General features: G+C 60.7%; 22 protein-coding genes. 8 read left to right on the top strand and 14 right to left on the bottom strand.

From position 1 onward, the window contains the following. Positions 1-594, top strand: a complete 594-nt coding sequence (locus tag QU606_RS09800) for a LysE family translocator (RefSeq protein ID WP_024073808.1) — start codon at positions 1-3, stop codon at positions 592-594. Between the two features lie 37 nt (positions 595-631). Here QU606_RS09800 and QU606_RS09795 read toward each other — a convergent pair whose 3' ends face one another. From QU606_RS09795 to plsB, 3 genes are read right to left on the bottom strand one after another with little or no spacing between them, the layout of a single operon-like run. Further along, positions 632-1,321, bottom strand: a complete 690-nt coding sequence (locus QU606_RS09795) for a DUF4197 domain-containing protein (RefSeq protein WP_024073809.1) — start codon at positions 1,319-1,321, stop codon at positions 632-634. A 25-nt stretch (positions 1,322-1,346) separates the two neighbouring features. Continuing rightward, positions 1,347-1,748, bottom strand: coding sequence for a YbaY family lipoprotein (locus tag QU606_RS09790; RefSeq protein WP_150095526.1), 402 nt, complete (start codon positions 1,746-1,748; stop codon positions 1,347-1,349). A 51-nt stretch (positions 1,749-1,799) separates the two neighbouring features. Continuing rightward, positions 1,800-4,319, bottom strand: a complete 2,520-nt coding sequence (gene plsB / locus QU606_RS09785) for a glycerol-3-phosphate 1-O-acyltransferase PlsB (RefSeq protein WP_024073811.1) — start codon at positions 4,317-4,319, stop codon at positions 1,800-1,802. Between the two features lie 180 nt (positions 4,320-4,499). Between plsB and QU606_RS09780 the strand changes: the two genes are divergently transcribed. Continuing rightward, entirely contained in the window at positions 4,500-4,709 is a 210-nt protein-coding gene (locus QU606_RS09780) for a cold-shock protein (protein WP_024073812.1), read from the top strand. Between the two features lie 143 nt (positions 4,710-4,852). On the opposite strand, the gene QU606_RS09775 is transcribed toward QU606_RS09780, so the two are convergent. From QU606_RS09775 to QU606_RS09760, 4 genes are all read right to left on the bottom strand, one after another. Further along, positions 4,853-5,230 carry a hypothetical protein gene (locus tag QU606_RS09775; RefSeq protein WP_024073813.1) on the bottom strand — a complete coding sequence of 126 codons (378 nt, stop codon included), beginning with the start codon at positions 5,228-5,230 and terminating at the stop codon, positions 4,853-4,855. 54 nt (positions 5,231-5,284) lie between these two features. After that, positions 5,285-6,094, bottom strand: coding sequence for a putative RNA methyltransferase (locus QU606_RS09770; protein ID WP_024073814.1), 810 nt, complete (start codon positions 6,092-6,094; stop codon positions 5,285-5,287). After that, a complete protein-coding gene (gene dapE, locus QU606_RS09765; RefSeq protein ID WP_024073815.1) occupies positions 6,094-7,245 on the bottom strand; it encodes a succinyl-diaminopimelate desuccinylase in 1,152 nt (383 codons plus the stop codon). Before dapE ends, QU606_RS09770 begins: the two co-directional genes overlap by 1 nt. Before the next feature lie 240 nt (positions 7,246-7,485). Beyond that, positions 7,486-10,077 carry a glycosyltransferase gene (locus tag QU606_RS09760; protein ID WP_024073816.1) on the bottom strand — a complete coding sequence of 864 codons (2,592 nt, stop codon included), beginning with the start codon at positions 10,075-10,077 and terminating at the stop codon, positions 7,486-7,488. 218 nt (positions 10,078-10,295) lie between these two features. Here QU606_RS09760 and tcdA point away from each other — a divergent pair, with 218 nt between their 5' ends. Continuing rightward, positions 10,296-11,105: a tRNA cyclic N6-threonylcarbamoyladenosine(37) synthase TcdA gene (gene tcdA / locus QU606_RS09755; protein WP_069081314.1), complete on the top strand. Its 810-nt coding sequence runs from the start codon at positions 10,296-10,298 to the stop codon at positions 11,103-11,105. A 328-nt stretch (positions 11,106-11,433) separates the two neighbouring features. Here the strand turns inward: tcdA and QU606_RS09750 are convergent, their stop codons facing one another. From QU606_RS09750 to QU606_RS09735, 4 genes are all read right to left on the bottom strand, one after another. Continuing rightward, positions 11,434-11,847: a SufE family protein gene (locus QU606_RS09750; protein WP_304998346.1), complete on the bottom strand. Its 414-nt coding sequence runs from the start codon at positions 11,845-11,847 to the stop codon at positions 11,434-11,436. After that, positions 11,844-13,049 carry an aminotransferase class V-fold PLP-dependent enzyme gene (locus QU606_RS09745; RefSeq protein WP_304998345.1) on the bottom strand — a complete coding sequence of 402 codons (1,206 nt, stop codon included), beginning with the start codon at positions 13,047-13,049 and terminating at the stop codon, positions 11,844-11,846. Before QU606_RS09745 ends, QU606_RS09750 begins: the two co-directional genes overlap by 4 nt. A gap of 68 nt (positions 13,050-13,117) precedes the next feature. Beyond that, positions 13,118-14,152 carry a 2,3,4,5-tetrahydropyridine-2,6-dicarboxylate N-succinyltransferase gene (dapD, locus tag QU606_RS09740; protein WP_024073820.1) on the bottom strand — a complete coding sequence of 345 codons (1,035 nt, stop codon included), beginning with the start codon at positions 14,150-14,152 and terminating at the stop codon, positions 13,118-13,120. Between the two features lie 32 nt (positions 14,153-14,184). Beyond that, on the bottom strand, positions 14,185-14,493 hold the full coding sequence (locus QU606_RS09735) for an arsenate reductase (protein WP_229999207.1): 309 nt from the start codon (positions 14,491-14,493) through the stop codon (positions 14,185-14,187). Between the two features lie 267 nt (positions 14,494-14,760). Here QU606_RS09735 and QU606_RS09730 point away from each other — a divergent pair, with 267 nt between their 5' ends. Beyond that, the gene (locus tag QU606_RS09730) at positions 14,761-16,404 is read left to right on the top strand and encodes a Na+/H+ antiporter (protein ID WP_168232372.1); all 1,644 of its coding nucleotides are present in this window, start codon (positions 14,761-14,763) and stop codon (positions 16,402-16,404) included. Positions 16,405-16,416: 12 nt separating this feature from the next. Here the strand turns inward: QU606_RS09730 and dapC are convergent, their stop codons facing one another. The 3 genes from dapC to map all read right to left on the bottom strand — a co-directional run bounded on the left by dapC (position 16,417) and on the right by map (position 21,220). After that, on the bottom strand, positions 16,417-17,616 hold the full coding sequence (gene dapC / locus QU606_RS09725; protein WP_193690247.1) for a succinyldiaminopimelate transaminase: 1,200 nt from the start codon (positions 17,614-17,616) through the stop codon (positions 16,417-16,419). 42 nt (positions 17,617-17,658) lie between these two features. Further along, positions 17,659-20,361: a [protein-PII] uridylyltransferase gene (locus QU606_RS09720; RefSeq protein ID WP_024073823.1), complete on the bottom strand. Its 2,703-nt coding sequence runs from the start codon at positions 20,359-20,361 to the stop codon at positions 17,659-17,661. A 64-nt stretch (positions 20,362-20,425) separates the two neighbouring features. Further along, on the bottom strand, positions 20,426-21,220 hold the full coding sequence (gene map, locus QU606_RS09715) for a type I methionyl aminopeptidase (protein ID WP_024073824.1): 795 nt from the start codon (positions 21,218-21,220) through the stop codon (positions 20,426-20,428). A gap of 386 nt (positions 21,221-21,606) precedes the next feature. Here map and rpsB point away from each other — a divergent pair, with 386 nt between their 5' ends. The 4 genes from rpsB (at position 21,607) to frr (ending at position 24,907) form a co-directional block, all read left to right on the top strand. Further along, a complete protein-coding gene (gene rpsB, locus QU606_RS09710) occupies positions 21,607-22,344 on the top strand; it encodes a 30S ribosomal protein S2 (protein WP_003219330.1) in 738 nt (245 codons plus the stop codon). A gap of 191 nt (positions 22,345-22,535) precedes the next feature. Then, positions 22,536-23,399 (top strand): translation elongation factor Ts, encoded by an 864-nt coding sequence (gene tsf, locus QU606_RS09705; protein WP_024073825.1) that lies wholly within the window; start codon positions 22,536-22,538, stop codon positions 23,397-23,399. Between the two features lie 210 nt (positions 23,400-23,609). Then, positions 23,610-24,353, top strand: a complete 744-nt coding sequence (gene pyrH, locus QU606_RS09700) for a UMP kinase (protein ID WP_003189161.1) — start codon at positions 23,610-23,612, stop codon at positions 24,351-24,353. Further along, positions 24,350-24,907, top strand: a complete 558-nt coding sequence (gene frr / locus QU606_RS09695; RefSeq protein ID WP_150055834.1) for a ribosome recycling factor — start codon at positions 24,350-24,352, stop codon at positions 24,905-24,907. The genes pyrH and frr overlap by 4 nt, the downstream gene beginning before the upstream one ends. Positions 24,908-24,915 lie beyond the last annotated feature (8 nt).

The raw sequence follows: 24,915 nt of genomic DNA, 5'->3' as shown, positions 1-24,915 counted from the left end.
ATGTTGGCCACCGTTTCAGCCTTGATGTTGCTACTGCTTGCCCCTGGCCCCACCAACACCCTGCTGTTCCGTGCCGGGGTGTTGTTCGGGTTCAGGGCGTCATGGCGGTTGGCGTTTATCGAATGCCTGGCTTACCTGCTGCAGGTCACGGTATGGGGCGTTGCATTGCTCTATCTGGCCGCCTATTCACCGTGGGCGCTGAAGGCGACACAACTGGCCGCGGCTTGCTACCTGCTGTATGTGTCTTGCAAGCTCTGGCAACGTAAAAGCAGTGACGTGGGTGCGGGCAAGGACCGCTTCACCGGGCTGTATTTCTTTGCCATGACGGTCATGAACCCAAAGGGTTTGCTGATGGTGTCGTTTATTGCGCCAGCCGACGCCTTTACTACTGCGCCAGGCTATGTCGCCTTCATGGGGACTTTGGCGTTGGTGGTGGTCCCGGTGGGGGCTGCGTGGGTGCTACTGGGAAGCCGATTCGAAGGGATGCCGAAGAGCTGGCTGACGCCATTGAAGATCAACCGTGCGACATCGGTTGCGATCGGTTGCTTCGCCACCCTGATGATGGGGCGACTGGCTGATTCGGTCATGCATTAGGATCGTTCCCCGTTGCAGGGAACGATCCTCTCGCAGCTTACAGCGCGCCAAACACCTTCTTCGCCAAACTGGTGGCCGCCGCCGCCGGGTTCTTGCGAATGGTTTCTTCCTGTTGCGCAATCATCTTGAACAAACCGTCCAGCGCCTGCTCGGTCACGTAGTTCTCGACATTGGCGCTCTTGGCGTCGACCGCACCGAAGGCCGCAGCCTTGCCAGCCAGGGCGTTGTACTGCTGGGCCACGCCGACCTTGTCGGTGGCGGCCTTGACGATCGGCAGGAACTTGGCGCGAATTTGTTCGCGGCTGCTTTTGTTCAAGTACTGGGTGGCCGAGTCCTGGCCGCCGGTGAGGATGCCCTTGGCGTCGGTCACGCTCATGTTTTTCACGGCGTTCACCAGGATCGGCTGGGCTTGGGTCACGGCCGTTTCAGCCGCTTTGTTCATGCTGTCTTCCAGTTGAGTGACCTGATCACCCAGCCCGAACATTTTCAGCTTGTCGGCGACTTTGCCCAGCTTGCCCGGCAAGCCGATCTTCACTTCGGGGTTGTTGCTGAAGCCACCGGGCACGCCCAGTTGTTTCACGGCAATCTGTGCGCCTTGGGTCAGTGCGTCCTTGAGGCCGCCGCTGGCGTCGCCCTGGGACAGGCTGCCAAGGTCCAAGGCCATGGCGTTGGCGCCGAGCAGCAGGCCGGCGCACAGGGCAGTGAGGCGAAGGGAGTTACGGAGCATGGGCGCTTCCTTATGTTCGATGAATTCAGTGAGCGACCGCATCAACCCGCAGGCGCAGCGGTTGTGGGTCTTGGCCGTTGAGCTGCACGGCGTGCCGTTCGGTGGTGATAAACAGTAGCTTGCCATCCAGTTCGATGCGAGCGCTGAGCGAATAACTGTGGCCGGGCTTGACCTGGGCGGGGTCGTAGCTCAGGTGAAACGGCAACGGCACCTGGCCTTTGACCGGGCCTTTTTGCTCGGCCAGGGTCACGGCGGGCGCATCCGCCAGGGACACGTCCTGCAGGCTGACACTCAAGGTCGCGGTCGGCGGCAGGGCGATGCGTTGCAGGTAGAAGACCTCGCCGTCGAGGCTGGCCTTGGGCGCAGGGTGCATGGATTGGCAGGCTCCGAGCAGGGCGGTGAGGCCCAGGAGAATGATTTTTTTCATGGTGCGGCTCCTTGTAAGCGGCACCGGAATCCTTCCGGCACCTTATTCAATCTAGCGGCTTTCTTCAGGCTTGAGCGGGGCAGGTTCGACTGGCGCCTCCCCTGCACCATCCACGCGATGCAAGGCCACCTGGCGGATCGACAAGCGAATCTCGGCCGGCAGCACGCGCTTGGCGGCGCCTTCAGCCAGTTCGCCGAGCAGGTCGTGATAGCTCAATTTGCCGGCTTCATCGCGGCGCAGCACATCCTGCTCCAGCAGCGTCTGGATAAAATGTCGGAAAAGGCTCTTGTCGAAGAACTCCGGAGCATTGAGGCCATGCAGGATCGACAAGCGCTGGGCCATGATCGTGCACAGGTCTTCCAGCTCTTCGGCGCTGATACTGTTCTGGCCACTGTTGAGCAACAGCGAGATCGCCATGTAGAAGCGTTGCAGGGTCTGGGCGATGCTCTTGGACAGCAGCGTCAGCAATACAAAGTGCCGTGAACTCGGTGCCGGGCGCAGGTATACGTCGTTTTCGAAGCGCAGCAGCCCTTGCTCGATGAACGCTTCCAGCCACTGGTCGATCACCGTATCCAACTCTTCCAGCGACCAGCGGATAAACAGCTCCGATTGCAGGTACGGATACAGCGCGTGGGTGTAGCGCAGGATCTGCTCGCGGCTCATGCGCGAACTGCTCTGGAAGAAGCTCGCCAGCAGCGCCGGCAGGGCGAAGATGTGCAGTACGTTGTTGCGGTAGTAGGTCATCAGGACAGCATTCTGCTCGTCCAGGTACAGGATTTTGCCCAGGGCATCGCTCTGTTCCGACAACAGGTCCATGTCCTTGACGTGCTTGATCAGCGCCATGCCGTCGCCTTCGGGCAGCGTGGTATGGGGCGAGTAGGGCACGCGGCGCAACAGCGCCAGGTACAGGTCCAACTGACGGGCCATGGCCTGTTCGTCCAGGGCCAGGCGCGTGGTGGACAGCAACGCCAGGGCCACCAGGTTCACCGGGTTGACTGCCGCGGCTTCGTTCAAATGCCGCGCTACCTGTTCGCCGAGGCGGTTGGTGGTTTCGTTGAGCCACGCCGGCTTGTAGTTCGGGCCCAGCTCCTGGGCGCGCCAGTCGGGTTGCTCGGCATCGAGGAATTCCGCCAGCTTGATCGGCTCGCCAAAGTTGACCGCGACTTGGCCAAAACGCTGCTTGAGCGCGCCGACCACTTTGAAAATATCGAAGATCGATTCTTTCTTTTTGCTCGCGCCACGCAGTTCGCCGAGGTAAGTGCGGCCTTCGAGTACGCGTTCATAGCCGATATACACCGGCACGAACACAATCGGCATGCGCGAGGAGCGCAGGAAGCTGCGCAGGGTGATTGCCAGCATGCCGGTTTTCGGTTGCAGCATGCGCCCGGTGCGCGAGCGCCCGCCTTCGACGAAGTACTCCACCGGGAAGCCCTTGGTGAACAGGGTGTGCAGGTATTCGTTGAACACCGAGGTGTACAGCGGGTTGCCCTTGAAGGTGCGGCGCATGAAAAACGCACCGCCACGGCGCAGCAGGCTGCCGATCACCGGCATGTTCAGGTTGATCCCGGCGGCGATGTGCGGCGGGGTCAGGCCGTTCTTGAACAGCAGGTAGGACAGCAGCAGGTAGTCGATATGGCTGCGGTGGCATGGGACATAGATAACTTCGTAGCCCTGGGCAACTTTTTGCACGCCTTCGATGTTATTGACCTTGATGCCGTCGTAGATCTTGTTCCAGAACCAACTCAGCACCACTTCCAGGAAGCGGATCGCGGTGTAGGTGTAGTCCGAGGCAATCTCGTTGCCATAGCGCAACGCCTGGGCCTTGGCCTTTTCGGGGCTGATCTTTTCGCGCTCGGCTTCGTCGGCGATGGCTTGGCGCACCAGCGGCATATTCACCAGGCCCTTCACCAGGTTGCGGCGGTGGGACAGGTCGGGGCCGATGACAGCGGTTTTCAGGTTACGAAAGTGCACACGCAGGATGCGCTGGGCCATTCGCACGGTGCGTTCGTGACCTTTATTGTGCTCGATCAATTCACGCAGGTTGATGGGCGCGGAGAATTGCACGCGGGTCTTGCGCCCGAGGATCAGGATGCTCAACAAACGACGCAGACGCCCGGTGACCGCCCAACTGTCGGCAAACAGCAGTTTCCACGGGCTGGACTCGCTCTCGGGTGACTGCCCCCAGAACACGCTGACCGGAATGATTTGTGCATTCTCTTCGGCGTGCGCGGTGAGGGTGTCGACCAGGCGGGTCAGGGTTGGCGGCGCGCCGCGCTTGTCCTGGCGGCCGAGCCAATCGGGCTCGGGCGTGAGGTAGAAGAATGCCGCGGGCTCCATCAGCGGGCCCACCGACACCGGCAACACCGGGCGCGGCAGGCCGGCCTTGGTGCACTCGGCGTCGACTACGGCCAGTTCGGTCAGAGAGGGCGATTGCAGGACATAGAACACCGGTCGGCTGCGGTCGAGGTTAAGGGTTAGGGACGACTGGTTGATCGTCTCCGAGCGAACCCAGAGGTACAGCAGTCGGCGCAAGGTGCCAAACACCAGACGGCGGAACGGGGAGCGGGTCATAGGCGAGCTGCTTCAAGTGGGAAAAACCGAGCAGGCGCTCGGGCGGGTAGTGTGCCGTATTCGCCGAAAATCGGCAAAAAAGCAGCGATGTAAACTTGAGTTGATCGTTTTTGAGCCTGTCTTATACTCGGCAGTTCAACGCGACCGACTCAACAATAACAATCAAGTGGGGGTGAACAGATGGCAACGCGTGAAACCGGTAATGTGAAGTGGTTCAACGACGCCAAGGGCTATGGCTTTATCCAGCGTGAAGATGGCAAGGATGTGTTTGTGCACTACCGCGCCATTCGTGGCGAGGGCCACCGTTCCCTGGCCGAGGGCCAGCAGGTGGAATACGCCGTGGTGAGCGGCGAGAAGGGCTTGCAGGCAGAGGATGTGGTCGGTTTGTAATGCGGATTTGTTACACCGCAGGACCCATGTGGGAGGGGGCTTGCCCCCGATAGCGGAGTGTCAGTCACTGAATACATTGGCTGATACACCGCAATCGGGGGCAAGCCCCCTCCCACATGTTGATTGTGGTTTACCGCTCAGGCTCAGGCAGTTTTCCAGGTGATCTGCTCTTCACCGTCTGTGCTGATGCGAATCCAGGTGTCGGCGCTTTCCTCACCTTCCTCCTCGACCCAGCTCCCTGGCGCGCAGCGCACTTCCACATTCAGCGCAGCAAACGCAGCGCGGGCGCAGGCAATGTCGTCTTCCCACGGCGTCTGGTCACTTTCCAGGTACAGGCTGTTCCACTTGCCTACGGCTTTCGGCAGCCAGGTCACGGGCACGTTGCCGGCCTTGCACTTGTAGGTCTGACCCTTCTGCACCCAGTCGCTGCACGGGCCGAGGGCGGCGCCCAGCCAGGCGGCAATGGCCTTGTGGTCGACGTCGGCGTCCTTCAGGTAAATCTCGATATCGGGTTGGCGCATGGATGTTCCTCGTTGCGGGATTCGAAAATCCATTCGCGGATGTTTAAAAGTCGGTTATTGAAGCACGAAATAATCGTAACGCATCGATACGGTGACCCGCAGCGGTTCGACGGCCTCAATCACCTCGCTACGGCGCTCGGCACTGGCGCGCCAGCCGTGGGGCGTCATGGCCAGCAGGTTAGCGCGGTCCTTGGGCTCAGCCAGGCTAAGGGTGAACTCCAGGGTCTCGCTGTGCGCCAGGCTCATGCCGTCCGGTACCAGGGCCAGGTGCTTGTCGTCGGTGTATTCGCGCACTTCGTCGTACAGACGCTCGCGCAGTTCCATCAGGTGGCCGCGGGTGGGGCCGACTTTCATCAAGCCGCCGCCGGGGCTGAGCAGGCGTTTGGCCTCTTGCCAGTCCAACGGGCTGAACACACTGGCGAGAAACTGGCAGCTGGCATCGGCCAAGGGTACGCGGGCCATGCTGGCGATCAACCAGGTCAGCGCCGGGTTGCGCTTGCACGCACGCTTGACCGCTTCCTTGGAGATATCCAGGGCGTAGCCGTCGGCGTGGGGCAGGGCGTCGGCGATCTGTGCGGTGTAGTAACCCTCGCCACAGCCGATATCCACCCAGCGTTGCGGCGCGCGTTCGGCGGCCAGTTCGGCCAGGCGCTTGGCCACCGGGGCGTAGTGCCCGGCGTTGAGGAAGTCGCGGCGCGCCTCGACCATCGCCAGGTTATCGCCCGGGTCGCGGCTGTTCTTGTGCTGCACCGGCAACAGGTTCAGATAACCCTGGCGCGCACGGTCAAAACGGTGCCCGGCGGGGCACGCCACGCCATTGTCCACCGCGTTGAGCGGTGCGCTGCAAATGGGGCAGGCCAGCATCAGGCGAGCAACTTGATCAGGGTCTGGTAGTAGATTTCGGTGAGCACGTCGAGGTCGCTGGCCAGGATGCGTTCGTTGACCTGGTGGATCGTCGCGTTCACCGGGCCCAGTTCGACCACCTGGGTACCCAGCGTGGCGATGAACCGTCCATCGGAGGTCCCGCCGCTGGTGGACGCCTGGGTCTCACGGCCGGTGATCGCCTTGATGCTCGCCGACACGGCGTCGAGCAGCGCGCCTGGCTCGGTGAGGAACGGCAGGCCCGACAGCGCCCATTCCACATGCCAGTCCAGGCCATGCTTGTCGAGAATCGCCGCGACCCGTTGTTGCAGGCCTTCGACGGTGGATTCGGTGGAGAAGCGGAAATTGAACACCGCCGTCAGGTCACCCGGGATCACGTTGGTGGCGCCAGTGCCGGAGTTGAGGTTGGAGATCTGGAAGCTGGTCGGCGGGAAGAAGGCGTTGCCGTTGTCCCAATGCTCGGCGGCCAGTTCAGCCAGGGCTGGCGCGGCCAGGTGAATCGGGTTCTTTGCCAGGTGCGGGTAGGCCACGTGGCCTTGTACGCCGCGCACGGTCAGGGTGGCCCCGAGGGAGCCGCGACGGCCGTTCTTGACCACGTCGCCCACCAGAGCAGTGCTCGACGGTTCGCCGACGATGCACCAGTCCAGGCGTTCCTTGCGTGCCGCCAGGCGCTCGATCACGGCCTTGGTCCCGTGGTGCGCCGGGCCTTCTTCATCGCTGGTGATCAGGAAGGCGACCGAGCCCTTGTGGTCCGGGTAGTCCTTCACAAAGCGCTCGGAGGCAACCAGCATCGCGGCCAGGCTGCCTTTCATATCCGCCGCGCCGCGCCCGCAGAGCATGCCGTTTTCGTCGATCAGTGCGTCGAACGGGTCGTTTTGCCACGCCTGTACCGGGCCGGTCGGCACCACGTCGGTGTGGCCTGCAAAGCACAATACCGGGCCGTCATGCTTGCCGTGGGTGGCCCAGAAGTTGTCCACGTCTTCGATGCGCATCGGCTCCAGCGCAAAACCGGCGTCGCCCAGGCGCTGCATCATCAGCTTCTGGCAATCGGCGTCGATCGGCGTCACCGAGGGGCGACGGATCAGGTCGATGGCAAGTTGAAGGGTCGGCGAAAGATCGGCATGGGCCGTCATGGTAAAACTCCGGAAAGCGTGTAATGGGCGCAGGACGTAGGGTGGCGCAGATTCAGTGTGGGAGGGGGCTTGCCCCCGATGGCTGAGTGTCAGTCACTGCATCTGTTGACTGGCCCACCGCCATCGGGGGCAAGCCCCCTCCCACACAAAGCATTGGCCGAGGCCAAGACTCATAAAACGGCCGTTATCTTATAGCAAAACGGCGGCCAGAGGCCGCCGTTTAGTGCATTGCGCAAGTTTTTACGCGACGGTGACAGGCTCCACCTTCGGCGCCGGTTTCGGCAGCGACGACAGGAACGCCATGATCAATGCCGCCACGTACGGCAGCGATTGCACCAGCAGCATCACCACCCAGAAACGCATGTCATTGCTCGGCAGGCCCTGCACCAGGTAGATCCCCAGCGCCGCGCCCCACAACAGCAGCATGATGAACATTTCTTCGCGCGCTTCGGAAATCGCGACCCAAAAGCCGTGGTTATCCGCGTTTTTCGGTGTGCGAAAGAACGGAATGCTGGTGGTGAAGAAGCCATACAACACCGCCTTGGCGATGGTGTGGGACAACGCCAGGCCAGCCAGCGCGGCGCAGAACGCATCCTTGAGGTTCACCCCTACCGCACGGCGATACAGGAAAATGATCTTGCCAACCTTGAACACAAACAACGCCAACGGCGGGATCGCGAAAATCAACAGCGGCGGGTCGACCCGCGTCGGCACGATGATCATCGCCGCCGACCACAACAGTGCGCCGACGGTGAAGAAGATATTCATGCCATCTGCCACCCACGGCAACCAGCCCGCGAGGAAGTGGTAGCGCTGGCCACGGGTCAGCTCAGTGTCTTTGCCGCGCAACAGGCTGGCGGTGTGACGCTTGATGATCTGGATCGCGCCATAGGCCCAGCGGAAGCGCTGTTTCTTGAAGTCGATAAAGGTATCCGGCATCAGGCCCTTGCCGTAGCTGTCGTGGTAGTACGCCGCCGACAGGCCTTTCTCGAATACCCGCAGGCCCAGTTCGGCGTCTTCGCAGATGCACCAGTCGGCCCAGCCCAGTTCTTCGAGCACCGAGCGTCGGGTCATGGTCATGGTGCCGTGCTGGATGATCGCGTCGCGGTCGTTACGGGTGACCATGCCGATATGGAAGAAGCCTTTGTACTCGGCGTAGCAGAGCTTCTTGAAGGTGCTTTCGTTCTGGTCGCGGTAATCCTGCGGCGACTGCACCACGGCGATTTTCGGGTCAGCGAAGTGCGGCACCATGTGCTTGAGCCAGTTCGGCGACACGCAGTAGTCCGAGTCGATCACGGCGATCACTTCGGCATCCTTGGCGGTGTGCGGGATCAGGTAGTTCAGCGCGCCGCCCTTGAAGCCGGCCAGTGGGGCCACGTGGAAGAACTTGAAGCGCGGGCCGAGGGTGGCGCAATAGTCGCGCACCGGTTCCCACACGGCCGGGTCCTTGGTGTTGTTGTCGATGATCAGGACTTCGTAGTCCGGGTAATCGAGGGCGGCCAGGGCGTCGAGGGTCTGTTTGACCATATCCGGCGGCTCGTTGTAGCACGGCACATGGATCGACACTTTCGGGCGGTAGTCCGAATCCCCCACTACCGGCAGGAATTCACGCCGACGCTTGTGGGTCCATACCGCTTCTGCCAACTCGTGGGCTTCGGTCAGCAACACGATGAACACGCCCAGAGCGCCCAGGGCCAACAAGATGCCGACGGTCACGCTGAACCAGGTGCTGTATTGCTGGCTGTAGTCGTAGCCGATCCACACCAATACCGAACCGCAGAGGAACGCGATAAAGGTCAGGAAGGTGCGGCCACGCTGGCGCAGGGCCGAGCCGTCGATCATCAATAGGGTCAGGGACAGCAGTGCAAGCACCACCGATCCGATCGCCAGGACGCGCCATTGCGGGATCGCAACTACCGGCCCTTCGAAGTTGAACTTCTGCTGGCGCGCGGCGTTGTACACGCCCCAGTAAGCGCCGGCCGAACCTTCGTCGCTGACTTTCCAAGGCTGGTCGAAAGCCTCGATCACGAAGTAGTTATAGCCCTGGCGGTTCAGCTTGTTCACCAGCGTACGCAGGTAAATCGCCTGGTCTGCCGGGGACGATTCATTACCTCCGCGCATACGGCCGTTACTTGGCCAGCCAACTTCCGACAATAGCAGCGGTTTTTTCGGGAACAATTTCTTCAGATCCCTGGCGCGGTCGAGTACGTACTGGCCGGCCTTGTCCATCGGGATGTATTCCCAGAACGGCAGGATGTGCGCTGCAATCAGGTCGACGTGCTTGGCCAGTTGCGGGTTCTTTTCCCAGATATGCCATTGCTCGGAAGTGGTCACCGGTACTTTTACGGCGGCGCGCACCCGATCCAGCAGCACAATCAGCGCCTCGGGGGTGATCTCTTCACGGAACAACGCTTCGTTACCCACGACAACCCGCACGACGCTGCGCGAGCTGTTGGCGATCTCGATAGCCCGCTGGATTTCACGCTCGTTGCGTTCCAGGTCCGGGCTGATCCAGATCCCCAGGGTTACCCGCAGGCCGAACTCTTCCGCCAGCTTGGGGATGTCCCCCAGGGTGCCGTCGACCGAGTAGGTACGGATGTTGTCCGTCAGCTTGCTCATGATCTCCAGATCGCGACGCATCTGGTCGTCGGTCGGGTATTGGTCTTTCTGCGGGTACTGGCCTTGTTGAAACGGCGAGTAAGAAAAACCGGAGATCTGTTCAGGCCAGTTGGGGGTAGTGACCGGGCGGTTGATCAGCGCCCAGAAGCCGGTGAATAGCGCGGCAATTGCCAGCACCACCACCAGGTTGAGTCCAAATTTACGCGATGACATGGCGATTTCGGGTTCCAAAGGGTGTGGAACGAAAAGAGGTGTCGGCCTGCGCCGAACGGCGCGCATCCTACACCGGCGTCTCACTGAGCGTATAGCGGACAGCGAAAAGCCGGACGTTAGTCCGCGAATGTTCACCTAAGTTCTTTACTTGTAGCTTGAAGCTTAGAACTTGTCGCGGTGTGGCCCTATAATGCGCGCCGGTTTTTGGGGTAATGGTCATGAGCACAGAAGATCCGCGGTTTGCAGGCGTCGCCCGTTTGTATGGCATTGAAGGCCTGGACCGCTTGAAGGCGGCCCATGTGGCGATCGTCGGCGTCGGCGGTGTCGGCTCTTGGGCGGCGGAAGCCATCGCCCGTTGCGGCGTAGGGGAGATATCGCTGTTCGACCTGGACGATGTCTGCGTCAGCAACAGCAATCGCCAGTTGCACGCTCTCGACAGTACCGTGGGCAAGCCCAAGGTCGAGGTCATGGCCGAGCGCCTGCGCGGCATCAACCCGGACTGCACCGTGCATGCGGTAGCAGACTTCGTGACCCGTGACACCATGGCCGAGTACATCACGCCGAACATTGATTGCGTGATCGACTGCATCGACGCGGTCAACGCCAAGGCCGCACTGATTGCCTGGTGCAAGCGCCGCAAGATCCAGATCATCACTACCGGTGGCGCCGGCGGGCAGATCGACCCGACGCTGATCCAGGTGTGCGACTTGAACCGTACCTTCAACGATCCCCTGGCCTCGAAAGTGCGCTCGACCCTGCGCCGTGACTATGGTTTCTCGCGTACCGTGACTCGTCATTACAGCGTGCCGTGCGTGTTTTCCACCGAGCAACTGCGCTATCCGAAGCCGGACGGCAGCATTTGTTTGCAGAAGAGCTTTGTCGGTGATGGCGTGAAACTGGACTGCGCCGGCGGGTTTGGCGCGGTGATGATGGTGACCGCGACCTTCGGCATGGTCGCGGCGACCAAGGCGGTGGACAAGATCGTGGCCGGGGTGCGTAGGCCCTCGGAGCGGGTCAAACCCAGCTGAATCTCAGAACTTTACACCGCTCAAAATGTGGGAGGGGCGGTGCGACGATTCGACTTGCCCCCGATGAGCATGGGTATCTACGCAACTTTTCAGCCCCTGACAAATCTCCCTGTGGCGAGCGGGCTTGTCCCGCGTTGGGCTGCGAAGCAGCCCCAAAACCAGCCGCTACAGAGTGTCTGATACACCGCGTTTTTCTTGACTGGGGCTGCTTCGCAGCCCAACGCGGGACAAGCCCGCTCGCCACAACAGCCCTATCTGCCGCGCGTTCAGCGTTGAGCCAAAGTTGTGTAGATACCCATGCTCATCGGGGGCAAGCCCCCTCCCACATTCAGTTGTGTGTATGGCTGAGTTCGCGCATGCGCTGCAAGACAGCATTCAGACCATTGCTGCGCGACGGCGACAACTGGCGGGAAAGCCCCAACTGATTGAACCAGTCGGGCAAGTCGACCGCCTGCAATTCAGCCGTCGATAATCCGTTGACCCGCGCCAGCAGCAACGCCACCAAGCCACGAATCATCCGCGCATCGCTGCTCGCGGCGAATTGCCAATGACCCTGCTCCAGGCGCCCCACCAACCACACCAGGCTCTCACAGCCCTGCACCAGGTTGGCATCGACCTTATCTTCATTCGCCAATGCGGGCAGACGTTCACCCCACTGCATCAACATTCGCGCGCGTTGTTCCCAACTGCCGACCGACTGAAAGGCTTCCAGCGCAGCCACCGCATCCACTGGCAGGCTCACCGCAACATATCCAGCGCCTGGTCCAGGGCTTCAAAGAAGCGTTCCAGGTCATCGGAGTCGTTATACAGCGCCAGGGATACACGGATCGCTCCCGACAAATGCATCGCCTTGAGCAGCGGCATTGCGCAATGATGGCCGGCGCGCACCGCAATGCCTTGCTCAGTCAGCAGGTGGGCAAGGTCGGCGTTGTGCACGCCTTCGACTACAAAGCTGACCAACGCCACGTGTGGCGTTCCTAGTACGCGTACGCCGTTGCGGGCTTTCAGCCCGCGCAGCAGGTAGTCATGCAGGGCCGCTTCATGGGCGACCACCGCCGGCAGATCCAGGGATTTCAGGTAGTCCAGGGTCGCGCCCAGGGCAATCACGCCGGCAATCGGCGGGGTACCGGCCTCGAAACCCAACGGGGCAGGGCGAAAGCTGGCGCTGTGGTAGTCGGCCTGTTGCACCATTTCGCCGCCGAATTGCCAGTGGCGCAGGTGATGCAGGGCTTCGTTGCGGCCATACAGCACGCCGACGCCATCCGGGCCATACAGCTTGTGGCTGGAAAATACATAGAAGTCGCAACCCAGGGCCTGCACATCATGCCGGCCATGGACGATGCCCTGTGCCCCGTCCACCACCGTCAGGGCGCCGTGGGCGCGGGCCAGCGGTAGCAGGGTTTCCAGCGGCTGCCAGGCACCGAGGACGTTGGATAACTGGCTCACCGCCAGCAGTCGCGTGCGCGGGCCGATCAATGCGGCGGCGGCTTCAAGGTCAATCACGCCGTCATCGCCCAGCGGCAATACCAACAGTGTGAGCGCGCGGCGTTTGGCCAACTGCTGCCAGGGCAGCAGGTTGGCGTGGTGTTCCAGGGCGCTGATGACAATTTCATCGCCCGCGTTGAATAAGTGCTCAAGGCCATAGGCCAGGAGGTTCAGCGCAGAGGTTGCGCCGTGGGTAAAGATAATTTGCCCGCTGTCGCCTGCATTCAGCCATTGCGCGACCTTGCTGCGGCTGTCCTCGAACGCCTGTGTTGCATGGGCCCCCGGCAAATGCTGGGCACGGTGCACGTTGGCAGCGCCATTGACGTAGTAATGGCCGATGGCATCCAGCAGGGCTTGAGGTTTTTGCGTGGTGGCGGCGTTATCCAGATAGGTCTGGTCTTGCCGTTGCAGGGTGGCGATGGCCGGAAAGTCGGCGCGCCAGGGAGAGGGCACAAGCATGGGGTCAAGACTCGTATAAGCGAACCGCGCCTCGAAGGCGCGGCCCGCTAGTGGCATCGAGTGGCTGCTTAGTTGTGAGCGTGCAGCGCTTCGTTCAGTTCGATGGCCGATTTGTGGGTTTTGCATTCCACGGCACCGGTCTCGGAGTTACGGCGGAACAGCAGGTCCGGTTGGCCGGCCAGTTCGCGCGCCTTGACCACCTTGACCAGTTGGTTCTTCTCGTCGAGCAGCGCAACCTTGGTGCCGGCGGTCACGTACAGGCCAGATTCCACGGTATTACGGTCGCCCAACGGGATACCGATACCGGCGTTGGCGCCGATCAGGCAGCCTTCGCCGACCTTGATCACGATATTGCCGCCGCCCGACAGGGTGCCCATGGTGGAGCAACCGCCGCCCAGGTCCGAACCCTTGCCGACGAACACACCCGCCGACACACGGCCTTCGATCATGCCCGGGCCTTCGGTGCCAGCATTGAAGTTGACGAAACCTTCGTGCATCACGGTGGTGCCTTCGCCCACATAGGCGCCCAGGCGGATACGCGCGGCGTCAGCGATACGCACGCCGCTCGGCACTACGTAGTCGGTCATTTTCGGGAACTTGTCCACCGAGAACACTTCCAGCACTTCGCCGCGCAGGCGCGCTTCCAACTGGCGTTCGGCCAGTTCATTGATGTCGATTGCGCCCTGGCTGGTCCAGGCCACGTTCGGCAACTGTGGGAACACACCGGCCAGGCTCAGGCCGTGAGGCTTGACCAGGCGATGGGACAGCAGGTGCAGCTTGAGGTAGGCCTCAGGCGTGGAGGTCAACGCGGCGTCTTCGGCCAGCACGGTGGCGACCAGCGGGTTGTGGCTTTCCGCCAGGCGGCTCAGCAAGGCTGCCTGGGTGGCATCGACGCCTTTGAGCGCATCCGCCAGTTGCAGGGCCTGGGCGACGGTGAAGGTGATCGCCTGGTTGCCTTCGCTGTAGCCAAGGATCGGCGCGATGGCGGCAACGATTTCAGCCGATGGGTTGAGCAAGGGTTGTGCGTAAAACACTTCCAGCCAAGCACCTTGGCGGTTCTGAGTGCCGACGCCGAAGCCCAGGCTGAACAGGGAATTGGACATGCTGTTACCTCTACAAAAATGGAAGGGCTGGCCTACTTGAGGGCCGCCGAATAACTATCTGGCTTGAAGCCAATCAGGGTTCTGTCACCGAGATCAAGCACCGGGCGCTTGATCATCGAGGGTTGTGCGAGCATCAGTTCAATGGCTTTCGACTGATCGAGATCGGCTTTGCGTTCGTCTTCGAGTTTGCGAAAGGTGGTGCCCGCACGGTTCAAAACCACCTGCCAACCGTGCTCGTTGCACCATTGGGTCAAGTGTTCGCGGTCGATGCCGGCCGTTTTGTAGTCGTGGAACTCATAGCTGACACCGTGCTCATCGAGCCAGGTGCGCGCCTTTTTCATGGTGTCGCAGGCTTTGATGCCGAAAAGGTGCAACGTTTTGCTTGAAGCGGTCAAGGAATTGCCCCCTTTTGGACAAATGAAACTGAAAGGTCACGGATTATGCCACGACCAGCGGCTTTGGGTGCCGCTCGTCAGCACCGTGCGACTATTGTGCAAAAGCCAGCACGCAGCATAGGTGGGTAACATACCCAGGTAATATGGCACTTCAACGGCCAGTTGTTGCCTGATGTGTGTCGTTGCAAGTCGATCGTCCGGGAAACCCGCGTTATGCAAACCGCCTACACCGTTCTTATCCTGCTGATGCTGGTCAGCGTTTCGCGTCTGGTGGGGCGCATCATCCCGCTGCCGTTACCCCTGGTGCAGATTGCGGCGGGTGCCTTGCTGGCCTGGCCCACGCTGGGGCTGCATGTGGCGCTGGACCCGGAGTTGTTCCTGTTTCTGTTCCTGCCACCGTTGTTGTTCTCGGATGGCTGGCGCATGCCCAAGCGTGAGTTGTGGCGCCTGCGCGGCCCGATCCTGACGTTGGCGGTGGGGCTGGTGCTGTTCACCGTGGTCGGTGCTGGCTACTTCATTCACTGGCTGTTGCCTGCGATTCCGTTGCCGGTGGCCTTCGCCCTGGCGGCGGTGTTGTCGCCGACGGACGCCGTGGCGGTGTCGGCCATTTCCCAGAACCGTTTACCTACACCCCTGATGCATATGCTCCAGGGCGAGGCGCTGATGAATGATGCCTCGGGCCTGGTGACCTTCAAGTTCGCCCTGGCGGCAGCGTTGACCGGCGTGTTTTCACTGGCGGATGCCAGCCTCACCTTTGTCCTGGTGGCCATGGGTGGGCTGGCGGTCGGGGTGGCGTTGAGCTGGCTGGTTGGCCGATTGCGCGCCTGGATGATCGCCCGCGGTTGGGATGATCCGGCCACCCACGTGGTTTTCATGCTGCTGCTACCGTTTGCCGCGTATGTGCTGGCCGAACGCTTGGGGGCTTCGGGGATTTTGTCGGCGGTGGCGGCGGGCATGATGCAAAGCTGGCTTGATCTGCTGCCGCGCCAGACCAGCACGCGCTTGCTCAACCGCAGTGTATGGTCGTTGCTGGAATTTGCCTTCAACGGCCTGATCTTCCTGCTGCTCGGCCTGCAACTGCCAGACATCATCAAGGCCGTGGTAAGCCATGAAGCCACGCTCTGGCCGACGTTGTTGTACCGCTGCCTGGACGTGATCGCGATTTTCCTGGTGCTGCTGGTGTTGCGATTTATCTGGGTACAGAGCATATGGCGGCTGTCGGGCCTGTTGCGGCGGCTACGGGGGAAAAGCGAGCTGACGTTGGTGCCTACTGCCCGTTCCTGTTGGCTGTTGACCATCGGCGGTGTGCGCGGGGCGGTGACCTTGGCCGGTGTGATGTCGGTGCCTTTGCTGTTGGCGCCGGGGCAGGACTTCCCGGAGCGTGACCTGCTGATTTTCATCGCCGCCGGGGTGATCCTGCTCTCGCTGATCGCCGCCTGCATCGCCTTGCCGCTGTTGCTGCGCGGCATCGAAAAGAGCCCGGATGAAAAGCGCCACAACGAAGTGCGTGAGGCCTGGAAAAAAACCGCCGTCGCGGCCATCCATGCCCTGGAGGCAGATGAACCCTCTGAAACCGAAACCCAGGATGCCGCCCAGGCCGCGCTCGCCACTGAACTCAAGGCGCGGTTGATGTCGGAATACCGTCATCAATTGGAGGTGTTCAACGATTCGGCCGAGGCCCAGGCGCTCGCTCAGCAAATGGATCTGCTTGAGCGCAAGCTTCGGCTCAAGGCGCTGCGTGCGCAGCGCTTGGAGTTGTACAGCTTGAGCCGTCATCACCAGATTGGTGATGACGTCTTGAGGGAGGTATTGGCGGATCTGGATATGAGTGAGGCAAACCTGGGTCAAGTGAAATGACCCGTGAGGGGCTTACCGGCGACGCTGAATGAAATCCCGAATCCGCTCGGCCGCTTCCACGCACTCGGCCAATGGCGCAACCAGCGCCAGGCGCACACGGCCGGCGCCGGGGTTGAAGCCATCCACTTCGCGTGACAGGTACGAGCCCGGCACCACGGTGACGTGTTCTTCCACGAACAGGTCGCGGCAGAATGCAGCATCGTCGCCTTCCACGTTCGGCCACAGGTAGAAACCACCGTCCGGGCTTTGCACGTCCAGTACCGGCTTGAGGATTGCCAGCACCGCGTCGAATTTCTCGCGGTACAGGTCACGGTTGGCCTTTACGTGGGCTTCGTCGTGCCAGGCGGCAATGCTGGCCAATTGGGTCTGCACCGGCATTGCACAGCCGTGGTAGGTGCGGTAAAGCAGGAATGCCTTGAGGATATCGGCGTCGCCGGCGACAAAGCCGGAGCGCAGGCCTGGCAGGTTGGAGCGTTTGGACAGGCTGTGGAACACCACGCAACGCTTGAAGTCCTCGCGGCCCAGTTCCACGCAGGCACTGAGCAGGCCTGGCGGCGGAGTTTGTTCGTCGAAGTAGAGCTCGCTGTAGCATTCGTCGGCGGCAATGACGAAGTCATACTCGTCGGCCAGCGCGATCAGTTTTTTCAGGGTTTCAACCGGGATCAGCGCGCCGGTCGGGTTGCCGGGGGAGCACAGGAACAGGATCTGGCAGCGTTTCCAGATGTCCGGCGACACGGCGTCGAAATCCGGGTTGAAACCGTTCGCATCCAGGCATGGCAGGTAGTGCGGCTTGGCCCCGGCCAGGAACGCGGCGCCTTCGTAGATCTGATAGAACGGGTTGGGGCTGACCACCAGGGCATCGTCGCCGCGGTTGACCACGGTCTGGGTGAAGGCGAACAGTGCTTCGCGGGTGCCGTTGACCGGCAGGATATTGCGCGCCGGGTCGAGCCAGCCCTTGGGTACATCGAAGCGACGTTCGCACCAGGCACCGATGGCCTCGCGCAATGCCGGGAGGCCCAGGGTGGTTGGGTAGACCGCCATCTGGTCGAGGTTGTCTGCCAGCGCCTTGGCCACGAATTCCGGGGATTTATGCTTCGGTTCGCCGATGGACAGCGCGATCGGGCGTTTGCCTGGGTTGGGCGTGACGCTGCCGAGCAGGGCGCGCAGTTTCTCGAACGGGTAGGGCTGCAGCTGGTTCAGGGCGTTGTTCATCGGTGGATCTCGTGCAAGGCGTTAAAAACTGGGGGCGGCGCTTTAAATGGTCAGTCGTGTCAGTTCGACACCGGGTTCCTGGGTCACGCTCAGCTGCTGGACGATCGCGTCCTGCAGGCGACGGCACAGCTCCGGGTCGGACAGCGGCTGGTTATCGGCGTCGGTGATGAAGAACACGTCTTCCACGCGCTCGCCCAGGGTCGCAATCTTGGCATTCTGCAACGACAGGTCGAACTCCAAAAAGATGCCGCCGATCCGTGCCAACAGGCCCGGACGGTCCGGCGCGCTGAGCTCCAGCACGGTCACCGGGCGCTGTGCATCGTTGGAGATGGTCACCTGGGGGGCGAAGGCAAAATGCTTGAGCTGGCGAGGTACCCGGCGCTGGATGATGGTCGGGTAGTCATCCGGGTTGCGCAGCGCTTCGGTGAGCCCTTCGCGAATCTTTTTGACCCGCGCCGGGTTGTCGCCAATCGACTCGCCTTCGGTGTCGAGCACGATGTAGGTGTCGAGGGTGAACTGGCTGCTGGAGGTGATCACGCGGGCGTCATGGATGTTCAGGTTGAGCTGGTCCATGGCGGCCACGGTCACGGCGAAGAAGTCGTGCTGGTCGGGCGCGTAGATGAAGATCTGTGTGCCGCCCTCGAATTCGCGCTGGGTGGTTTCCTTGATCAAGACCAGCGGGCCGCCATCGGCGGGTTGCTGGAGGATGGCGTCGCTGTGCCAGGCCACATCGCCGGCAGTGTGGCGCAGGAAATAATCATCACCCAGTTGCGACCAGAGCTGTTCGACGTCGTCCGGGTCGTTGCCGCCGCGCACCAGAATATCCAAGGCCGCGCTTTGGGTACGGCGGATCTGTTCTTCGCGGTCCACCGGGTTTTCCAGGCCGCGACGCAGGGCGCGCTTGGTCTCGGTGTAGAGTTGGCGCAACAGGCTGGCGCGCCAGGAGTTCCACAGCGTCGGGTTGGTGGCGTTGATATCGGAGACGGTCAGTACGTACAGGTAGTCGAGGCGGGTTTCATCGCCGACGATCTGTGCGAAATCGTGGATCACCTGCGGGTCGGATAAGTCCTTGCGCTGGGCGGTGGTCGACATTATCAGGTGGTTCTGCACCAGCCAGACAATCAGGCGGCTGTCCCACAACGGCAACTGATGGCGCTGGCAGAAGGCCTCGGCGTCAACCGCACCGATTTCCGAGTGATCGCCATGCCGGCCTTTGCCAATGTCGTGATACAGGCCGGCCAGGTAGATCAGCTCGGGCTTGGGCAGCTTGGCCATGAGCTTGCTGGCCAGCGGGAATTTTTCTGAGACCTGGGTGTACTGCAACTTACGCAGGTGCTTGATCAGGTTCAGGGTGTGGGCGTCCACCGTGTAGATGTGGAAGAGGTCGTGCTGCATCTGCCCGACGATAAAGCCGAACTCCGGCAGGTAACGCCCGAGGATCCCGTAGCGGTTCATCCGCCGCAGGTTGCGGTGGATGCCGATCTTGCATTTGAACAGTTCGATAAACAGGCTGGTGTTGCGGATGTCATTGCGAAAATCATCGTCGATCAGGTGACGGTTTTCCCGCAACAGGCGGATCGTATCGGCACGCACGCCTTTGATTTCCGGCTGCTGGGCCATCAGCACGAAGATTTCCAGCATGGCGAACGGGGTACGGCGGAACACGTTGTCGCTACGCGCCTCGATATAGCCGTCGTGCAGCTGGAAACGCGCGTTGATCGGCTGCGGCGGTGCTTCGTCTTCCGGGGCCAGGATCACTTCTTCGAAGTGCTGGATGATCAGGTCGCTGAGCTGGGCAATGCTCATGACCACCCGGTAGTACTGCTGCATGAAGCTTTCGATGCTGGTCTTCGCGTCTTCGCCTTCAAAACCGAGCAGGGTGGCGATGGACCGCTGGTGGTCGAACAGCAGGCGGTCTTCGGAGCGCCCGGCGAGCATGTGCAGGGCGTAGCGAACTTTCCACAGGAATTCCTGGGACGAGGCCAGCAGGGCGTTTTCGCTCTCCACCAGAAAACCCTCGCCGGCCAGGGCGCGCAGGTTCAGGGTGCCGTACTGGCGGCGGGCGACCCACAGGATGGTCTGGATGTCCCGCAGCCCGCCCGGCGAGCCTTTGACGTTGGGTTCCAGGTTGTATTCGGTGTCGTTGTACTTGTGGTGCCGGGCTTTCTGCTCGGCACGCTTGGCCAGGAAGAAATCCTTGCTGGGCCACATGTGTGCGGTGCTCGTGACTTCGAGCATGCGCTGGCGCAGGCGCTCGGGGCCGGCGATGGTGCGGCTTTCCATCAGGTTGGTGATGACGGTCAGGTCGGCACGGGCTTCTTCGGCGCATTCGTCGACCGAGCGCACGCTCTGGCCGACCTCAAGGCCGATATCCCACAACAGCGTCAGAAAACGCTCGATGGAATCGCGAAAGATCTCATGATCGGCACTGTCCAGCAGGATCAGCAAATCGATGTCGGAGTAGGGGTGCAGTTCACCACGGCCATAGCCGCCGACCGCGACCAGGGCGATATCGGCGTCTTCGCTCCAGGTGAACTGTTCCCAGGCCTTTTGCAGGATGTTATCGATGAACCAGGCGCGGTCCTCGATCAGCCGGCGAATGTCCCGGCCGCTGCGAAAGCGCTCGTCGAGCACCTCGCGGGCCTGGCGGATAGCCTTCTTGAAGGCGGCGATAGGGCTCGCCTTCAGCGCCAGTTCGGCCTGGAACTGGCCACGGTCGAAGAGTTCGGGATCCACCTGGGGCATTGATCGGCTTTCCTTTCTATCTATCAGTCAGTCAGAACACAGTGGGGGAAAACCTGGGCAGCCGTTACGCCGAAGCCGCACCCGAAATGCGTGGGATCGTGTCGTCCGCACGCAGGGTGAAGATTTCGTAGCCGGTGTCGGTGACCAGCAGGGTGTGTTCCCACTGGGCCGAGAGCTTGCGGTCCTTGGTGATGGCGGTCCAGCCGTCGCCCAGAACCTTGGTGTCGGCCTTGCCCTGGTTGATCATCGGCTCGATGGTGAAGGTCATGCCTGCCTTGAGTTCCATGCCGGTGCCGGCGCGGCCGTAGTGCAGGATCTGCGGTTCTTCGTGGAACACCTTGCCGATACCGTGGCCGCAGAATTCGCGGACGACCGAGAAACCGTTCTTTTCCGCGTGCTTCTGGATCACTTCACCGATGTCGCCCAGGCGGCAGCCAGGCTTGACGATCTCGATGGCCTTGTACATGCATTCCTGGGTGACCTGGGACAGGCGCTCAGCCCAGACCGGTACGGTGCCGACGTGGAACATGCGGCTGGTGTCGCCGTGGTAGCCATCCTTGATCACGGTGACGTCGATGTTCAGGGTGTCCCCGTCTTTCAACGGCTTATCGCCGGGAATCCCGTGGCATACCACGTGGTTGATCGAGGTGCAGATCGACTTGGGGAAGCCCTTGTAGTTCAGCGGCGCAGGGATGGCCTTTTGCACGTTGACTATATAGTCGTGGCAGATACGGTCCAGCGCTTCAGTAGTGACGCCTGGCTTGACGTGTTCGGCGATCATTTCCAGCACGTCGGCAGCCAGTTTGCCGGCAACGCGCATGCCTGCGATGTCTTCGGCGGTTTTCAAAGTGACGGTCATACAGGCTCTCTCTAGCGCGACGCGCTGAAATCAATACGGTTTGCGGGCGTGCGACAAAAGGTTACAGAATTCGCACAAGCCCAAAAAACGCGATTCTACCAGACGCGGGTGGCAAATCATGAGCGTCTGGTGATCGGTTCTCTCTATAAGGTGGGGCTATATTGGCTCTATTCAAAGGCTTGCGCAAAAGACGTCGTTGGCAAATGTGATTGCGGGTTTCGTTTTCGCCCTTGCTGTGGTATAAAATGCGCCGCTTTCCGGGGATACCCCGCAAAGCTTAAATCCACACACGTGTCGACACGATGACCTGGGTGCCGGAGGCCTTGATGCCGCTGGTTGGTCATTGGGATACGTGGAGGCCAAACCCGACTTATTAAGGAACTATCATGTCCCAAGTCAACATGCGCGATATGCTGAAGGCCGGTGTGCACTTCGGTCACCAGACCCGTTACTGGAACCCGAAAATGGGTAAGTACATTTTCGGCGCGCGTAACAAGATCCACATCATCAACCTTGAAAAAACCCTGCCAATGTTCAACGAAGCGCTGACTTTCGTAGAGCGCCTGGCCCAGGGCAAAAACAAGATTCTGTTCGTTGGCACCAAGCGTTCCGCTGGCAAGATCGTTGCTGAAGAAGCAGCACGTTGCGGTTCGCCGTACGTCGATCACCGCTGGTTGGGCGGCATGCTGACCAACTTCAAAACCATCCGTGCTTCCATCAAGCGTCTGCGTGACCTTGAAGTGCAAGCCGAAGACGGTACTTTCGCCAAGCTGACCAAGAAAGAGGCGCTGATGCGCACTCGCGACCTGGAAAAGCTCGATCGTTCCCTGGGTGGTATCAAGGACATGGGCGGTCTGCCTGACGCACTGTTCGTTATCGACGTTGATCACGAGCGCATCGCGATCACCGAAGCCAACAAGCTGGGCATCCCTGTTATCGGCGTAGTCGATACCAACAGCAGCCCGGAAGGCGTTGACTACATCATCCCAGGCAACGATGACGCCATCCGCGCTATCCAGCTGTACATGGGTTCGATGGCTGACGCTGTTATCCGTGGTCGCAACCACGTTGCTGGTGGCACCGAGCAGTTCGTTGAAGAAGCTCCGGTAGCCGCAGCTGAGTAATTGACGCCCTGGCGTTGACTCAGTAAGCAAAAAGGGGGCTTGGCCCCCTTTTTGCCACCTCGAAAACCATTTGTCGGCAGCGCAGCTACATCATCTGTAACGTGCAGCGGCCTACAAGGGAGATTCGGGAAGAATTGATCGCCCGTTTGATCGGGTGGAATGGTTGAAAACCTATCCAAGAGGATTTTGAAATGGCAGAGATTACTGCAGCGTTGGTCAAAGAACTGCGTGAGCGTACCGGCGAAGGCATGATGGATTGCAAAAAGGCCTTGACCAAGGCCGGCGGCGACATCGAAAAAGCCATTGATGACATGCGTGCTTCCGGCGCCATCAAGGCTGCCAAGAAAGCAGGCAACGTTGCTGCTGAAGGCGCTATCGCCCTGAAGGAAGACGGTAAATCCGCAGTCCTGCTGGAAGTGAACTCGCAGACTGACTTCCTGGCCCTGCAGGACGACTTCAAGGCATTTGTTGCTGCCAGCGTTGAGAAAGCGTTCGCCGACAAACTGACTGACGCCGCTCCGCTGATCGAAGCTCAAGAAGCAGACCGTCTGGTACTGGTCGGCAAGGTTGGCGAAAACGTCAACATTCGTCGCCTGGTTCGCGTTGAAGGTGATGTTGTTGGTGGTTACCTGCACGGCAACAAGATCGGTGTAGCTGTTGTTCTGAAGGGCGGCACTGTTGAGCTGGCCAAAGACATCGCTATGCACGTAGCGGCCAGCAACCCTGAGTTCCTGCTGCCATCGGAAGTGTCTGCTGACGCAATCGAGCGCGAAAAAGCTGTGTTCCTGAGCCTCAACGCTGACAAAATCGCTGGCAAGCCAGAGAACATCGTTGAAAACATGATCAAAGGCCGTATCAGCAAGTTCCTGGCTGAAGCAAGCCTGGTTGAGCAGGCGTTCGTCAAGAACCCTGAAATCAAGGTTGGCGAACTGGCCAAGAAAGCCGGTGCTGAAATCGTTTCCTTCACTTACTTCAAAGTAGGCGAAGGCATCGAAAAGCCGGTCGACAACTTCGCTGAAGAAGTTGCTGCCCAGCTGGCTGCCGCCAAGCAATAAGACAGGTTCCAACTGTCGCCCGAAAGAGGCTGCCCGCTCACGCGCGCAGCCTCTTTTCAAATGGGAAGGCTAATTTTATTTGGCTTCCCCTCGGAACTGGCTTACAAAGCCGTGATCCGATGGCGCTGTGATAGCGTCCAGCTAGAGTGAACGCAAGCCGTAAACGGCTCGCCAAGAATTTTTAAAAATACGCCGCAGGAGAGATTCGCAATGGCTCAGCAGGGCAGTGGTTATCAGGCTCGCTATAAACGCATTCTACTCAAGCTTAGCGGCGAGGCCCTGATGGGCTCGGAAGAGTTCGGGATCGATCCCAAGGTGCTCGATCGCATGGCGCTGGAAGTCGGCCAACTGGTCGGCATCGGTGTCCAGGTCGGCCTGGTGATCGGGGGTGGTAACCTGTTCCGCGGCGCGGCACTGAGTGCGGCCGGTATGGATCGGGTCACGGGTGACCACATGGGCATGCTGGCCACTGTGATGAACGCCCTGGCCATGCGCGACGCCCTGGAGCGTGCCAATATCTCGGCAATCGTGATGTCGGCTATTTCCATGGTTGGTGTGACCGATCACTATGATCGCCGCAAAGCCATGCGTCACTTGAACTCCAAGGAAGTGGTGATCTTCGCCGCCGGTACTGGCAATCCATTCTTTACCACGGATTCGGCTGCTTGCTTGCGCGCCATCGAAATCGATGCTGACGTAGTGCTCAAGGCCACCAAGGTGGATGGCGTATACACCGCAGACCCATTCAAAGACCCGCATGCCGAGAAGTTCGATCATCTGACCTACGATGAAGTGCTGGATCGCAAGCTGGGCGTGATGGACCTGACGGCTATTTGCCTGTGCCGCGACCACAAGATGCCGCTGCGCGTATTTAACATGAACAAGCCCGGCGCCCTGCTGAATATCGTACACGGCGGCGCGGAAGGGACTCTGATCGAGGAAGGCCAACAATGATCAATGAAATCAAGAAAGACGCCCAAGCGCGTATGCAGAAATCCCTGGAGTCTCTGAGCCACGCATTCGGCCAGATTCGTACCGGCAAGGCGCACCCGAGCATCCTGGGTAGCGTGATGGTGCCGTATTACGGCGCCGACACCCCCCTGAGCGGTGTGGCCAACGTAACCGTAAAAGATTCGCGCACCCTGCAAGTCGTGGCTTTCGAGCGCAACATGCTCGCTGCTGTCGACAAAGCCATCCAAAGTGCCGGCCTGAACCTCAACCCGACCAACCTGGGCGAGTTGTTGCTGATCTCCATGCCGGCATTGACCGAAGAAACCCGCAAGGGCTTCACCAAGCAGGCGCGCAGTGCTGCTGAAGACGCGCGTGTTGCCGTGCGAAACATCCGTCGTGATGCGTTGGGTGACCTGAAGAAGCTGGTCAAGGACAAGGAAATCAGCGAAGACGAAGAACGTCGCGCTATTGCCGATATCGACAAGCTGACTAAAGAAGCCGAGGCCCAGATTACCAAGGCTACTGAAGAAAAAGAAAAGGACCTGATGGCCGTATAAGGGGTCAG

The sequence above is a fragment of the Pseudomonas sp. OVF7 genome, from assembly GCF_030644265.1.
GTDB classification, from domain to species: domain Bacteria; phylum Pseudomonadota; class Gammaproteobacteria; order Pseudomonadales; family Pseudomonadaceae; genus Aquipseudomonas; species Aquipseudomonas gorinensis.
This window is presented reverse-complemented; position numbering and strand designations above follow the sequence as displayed.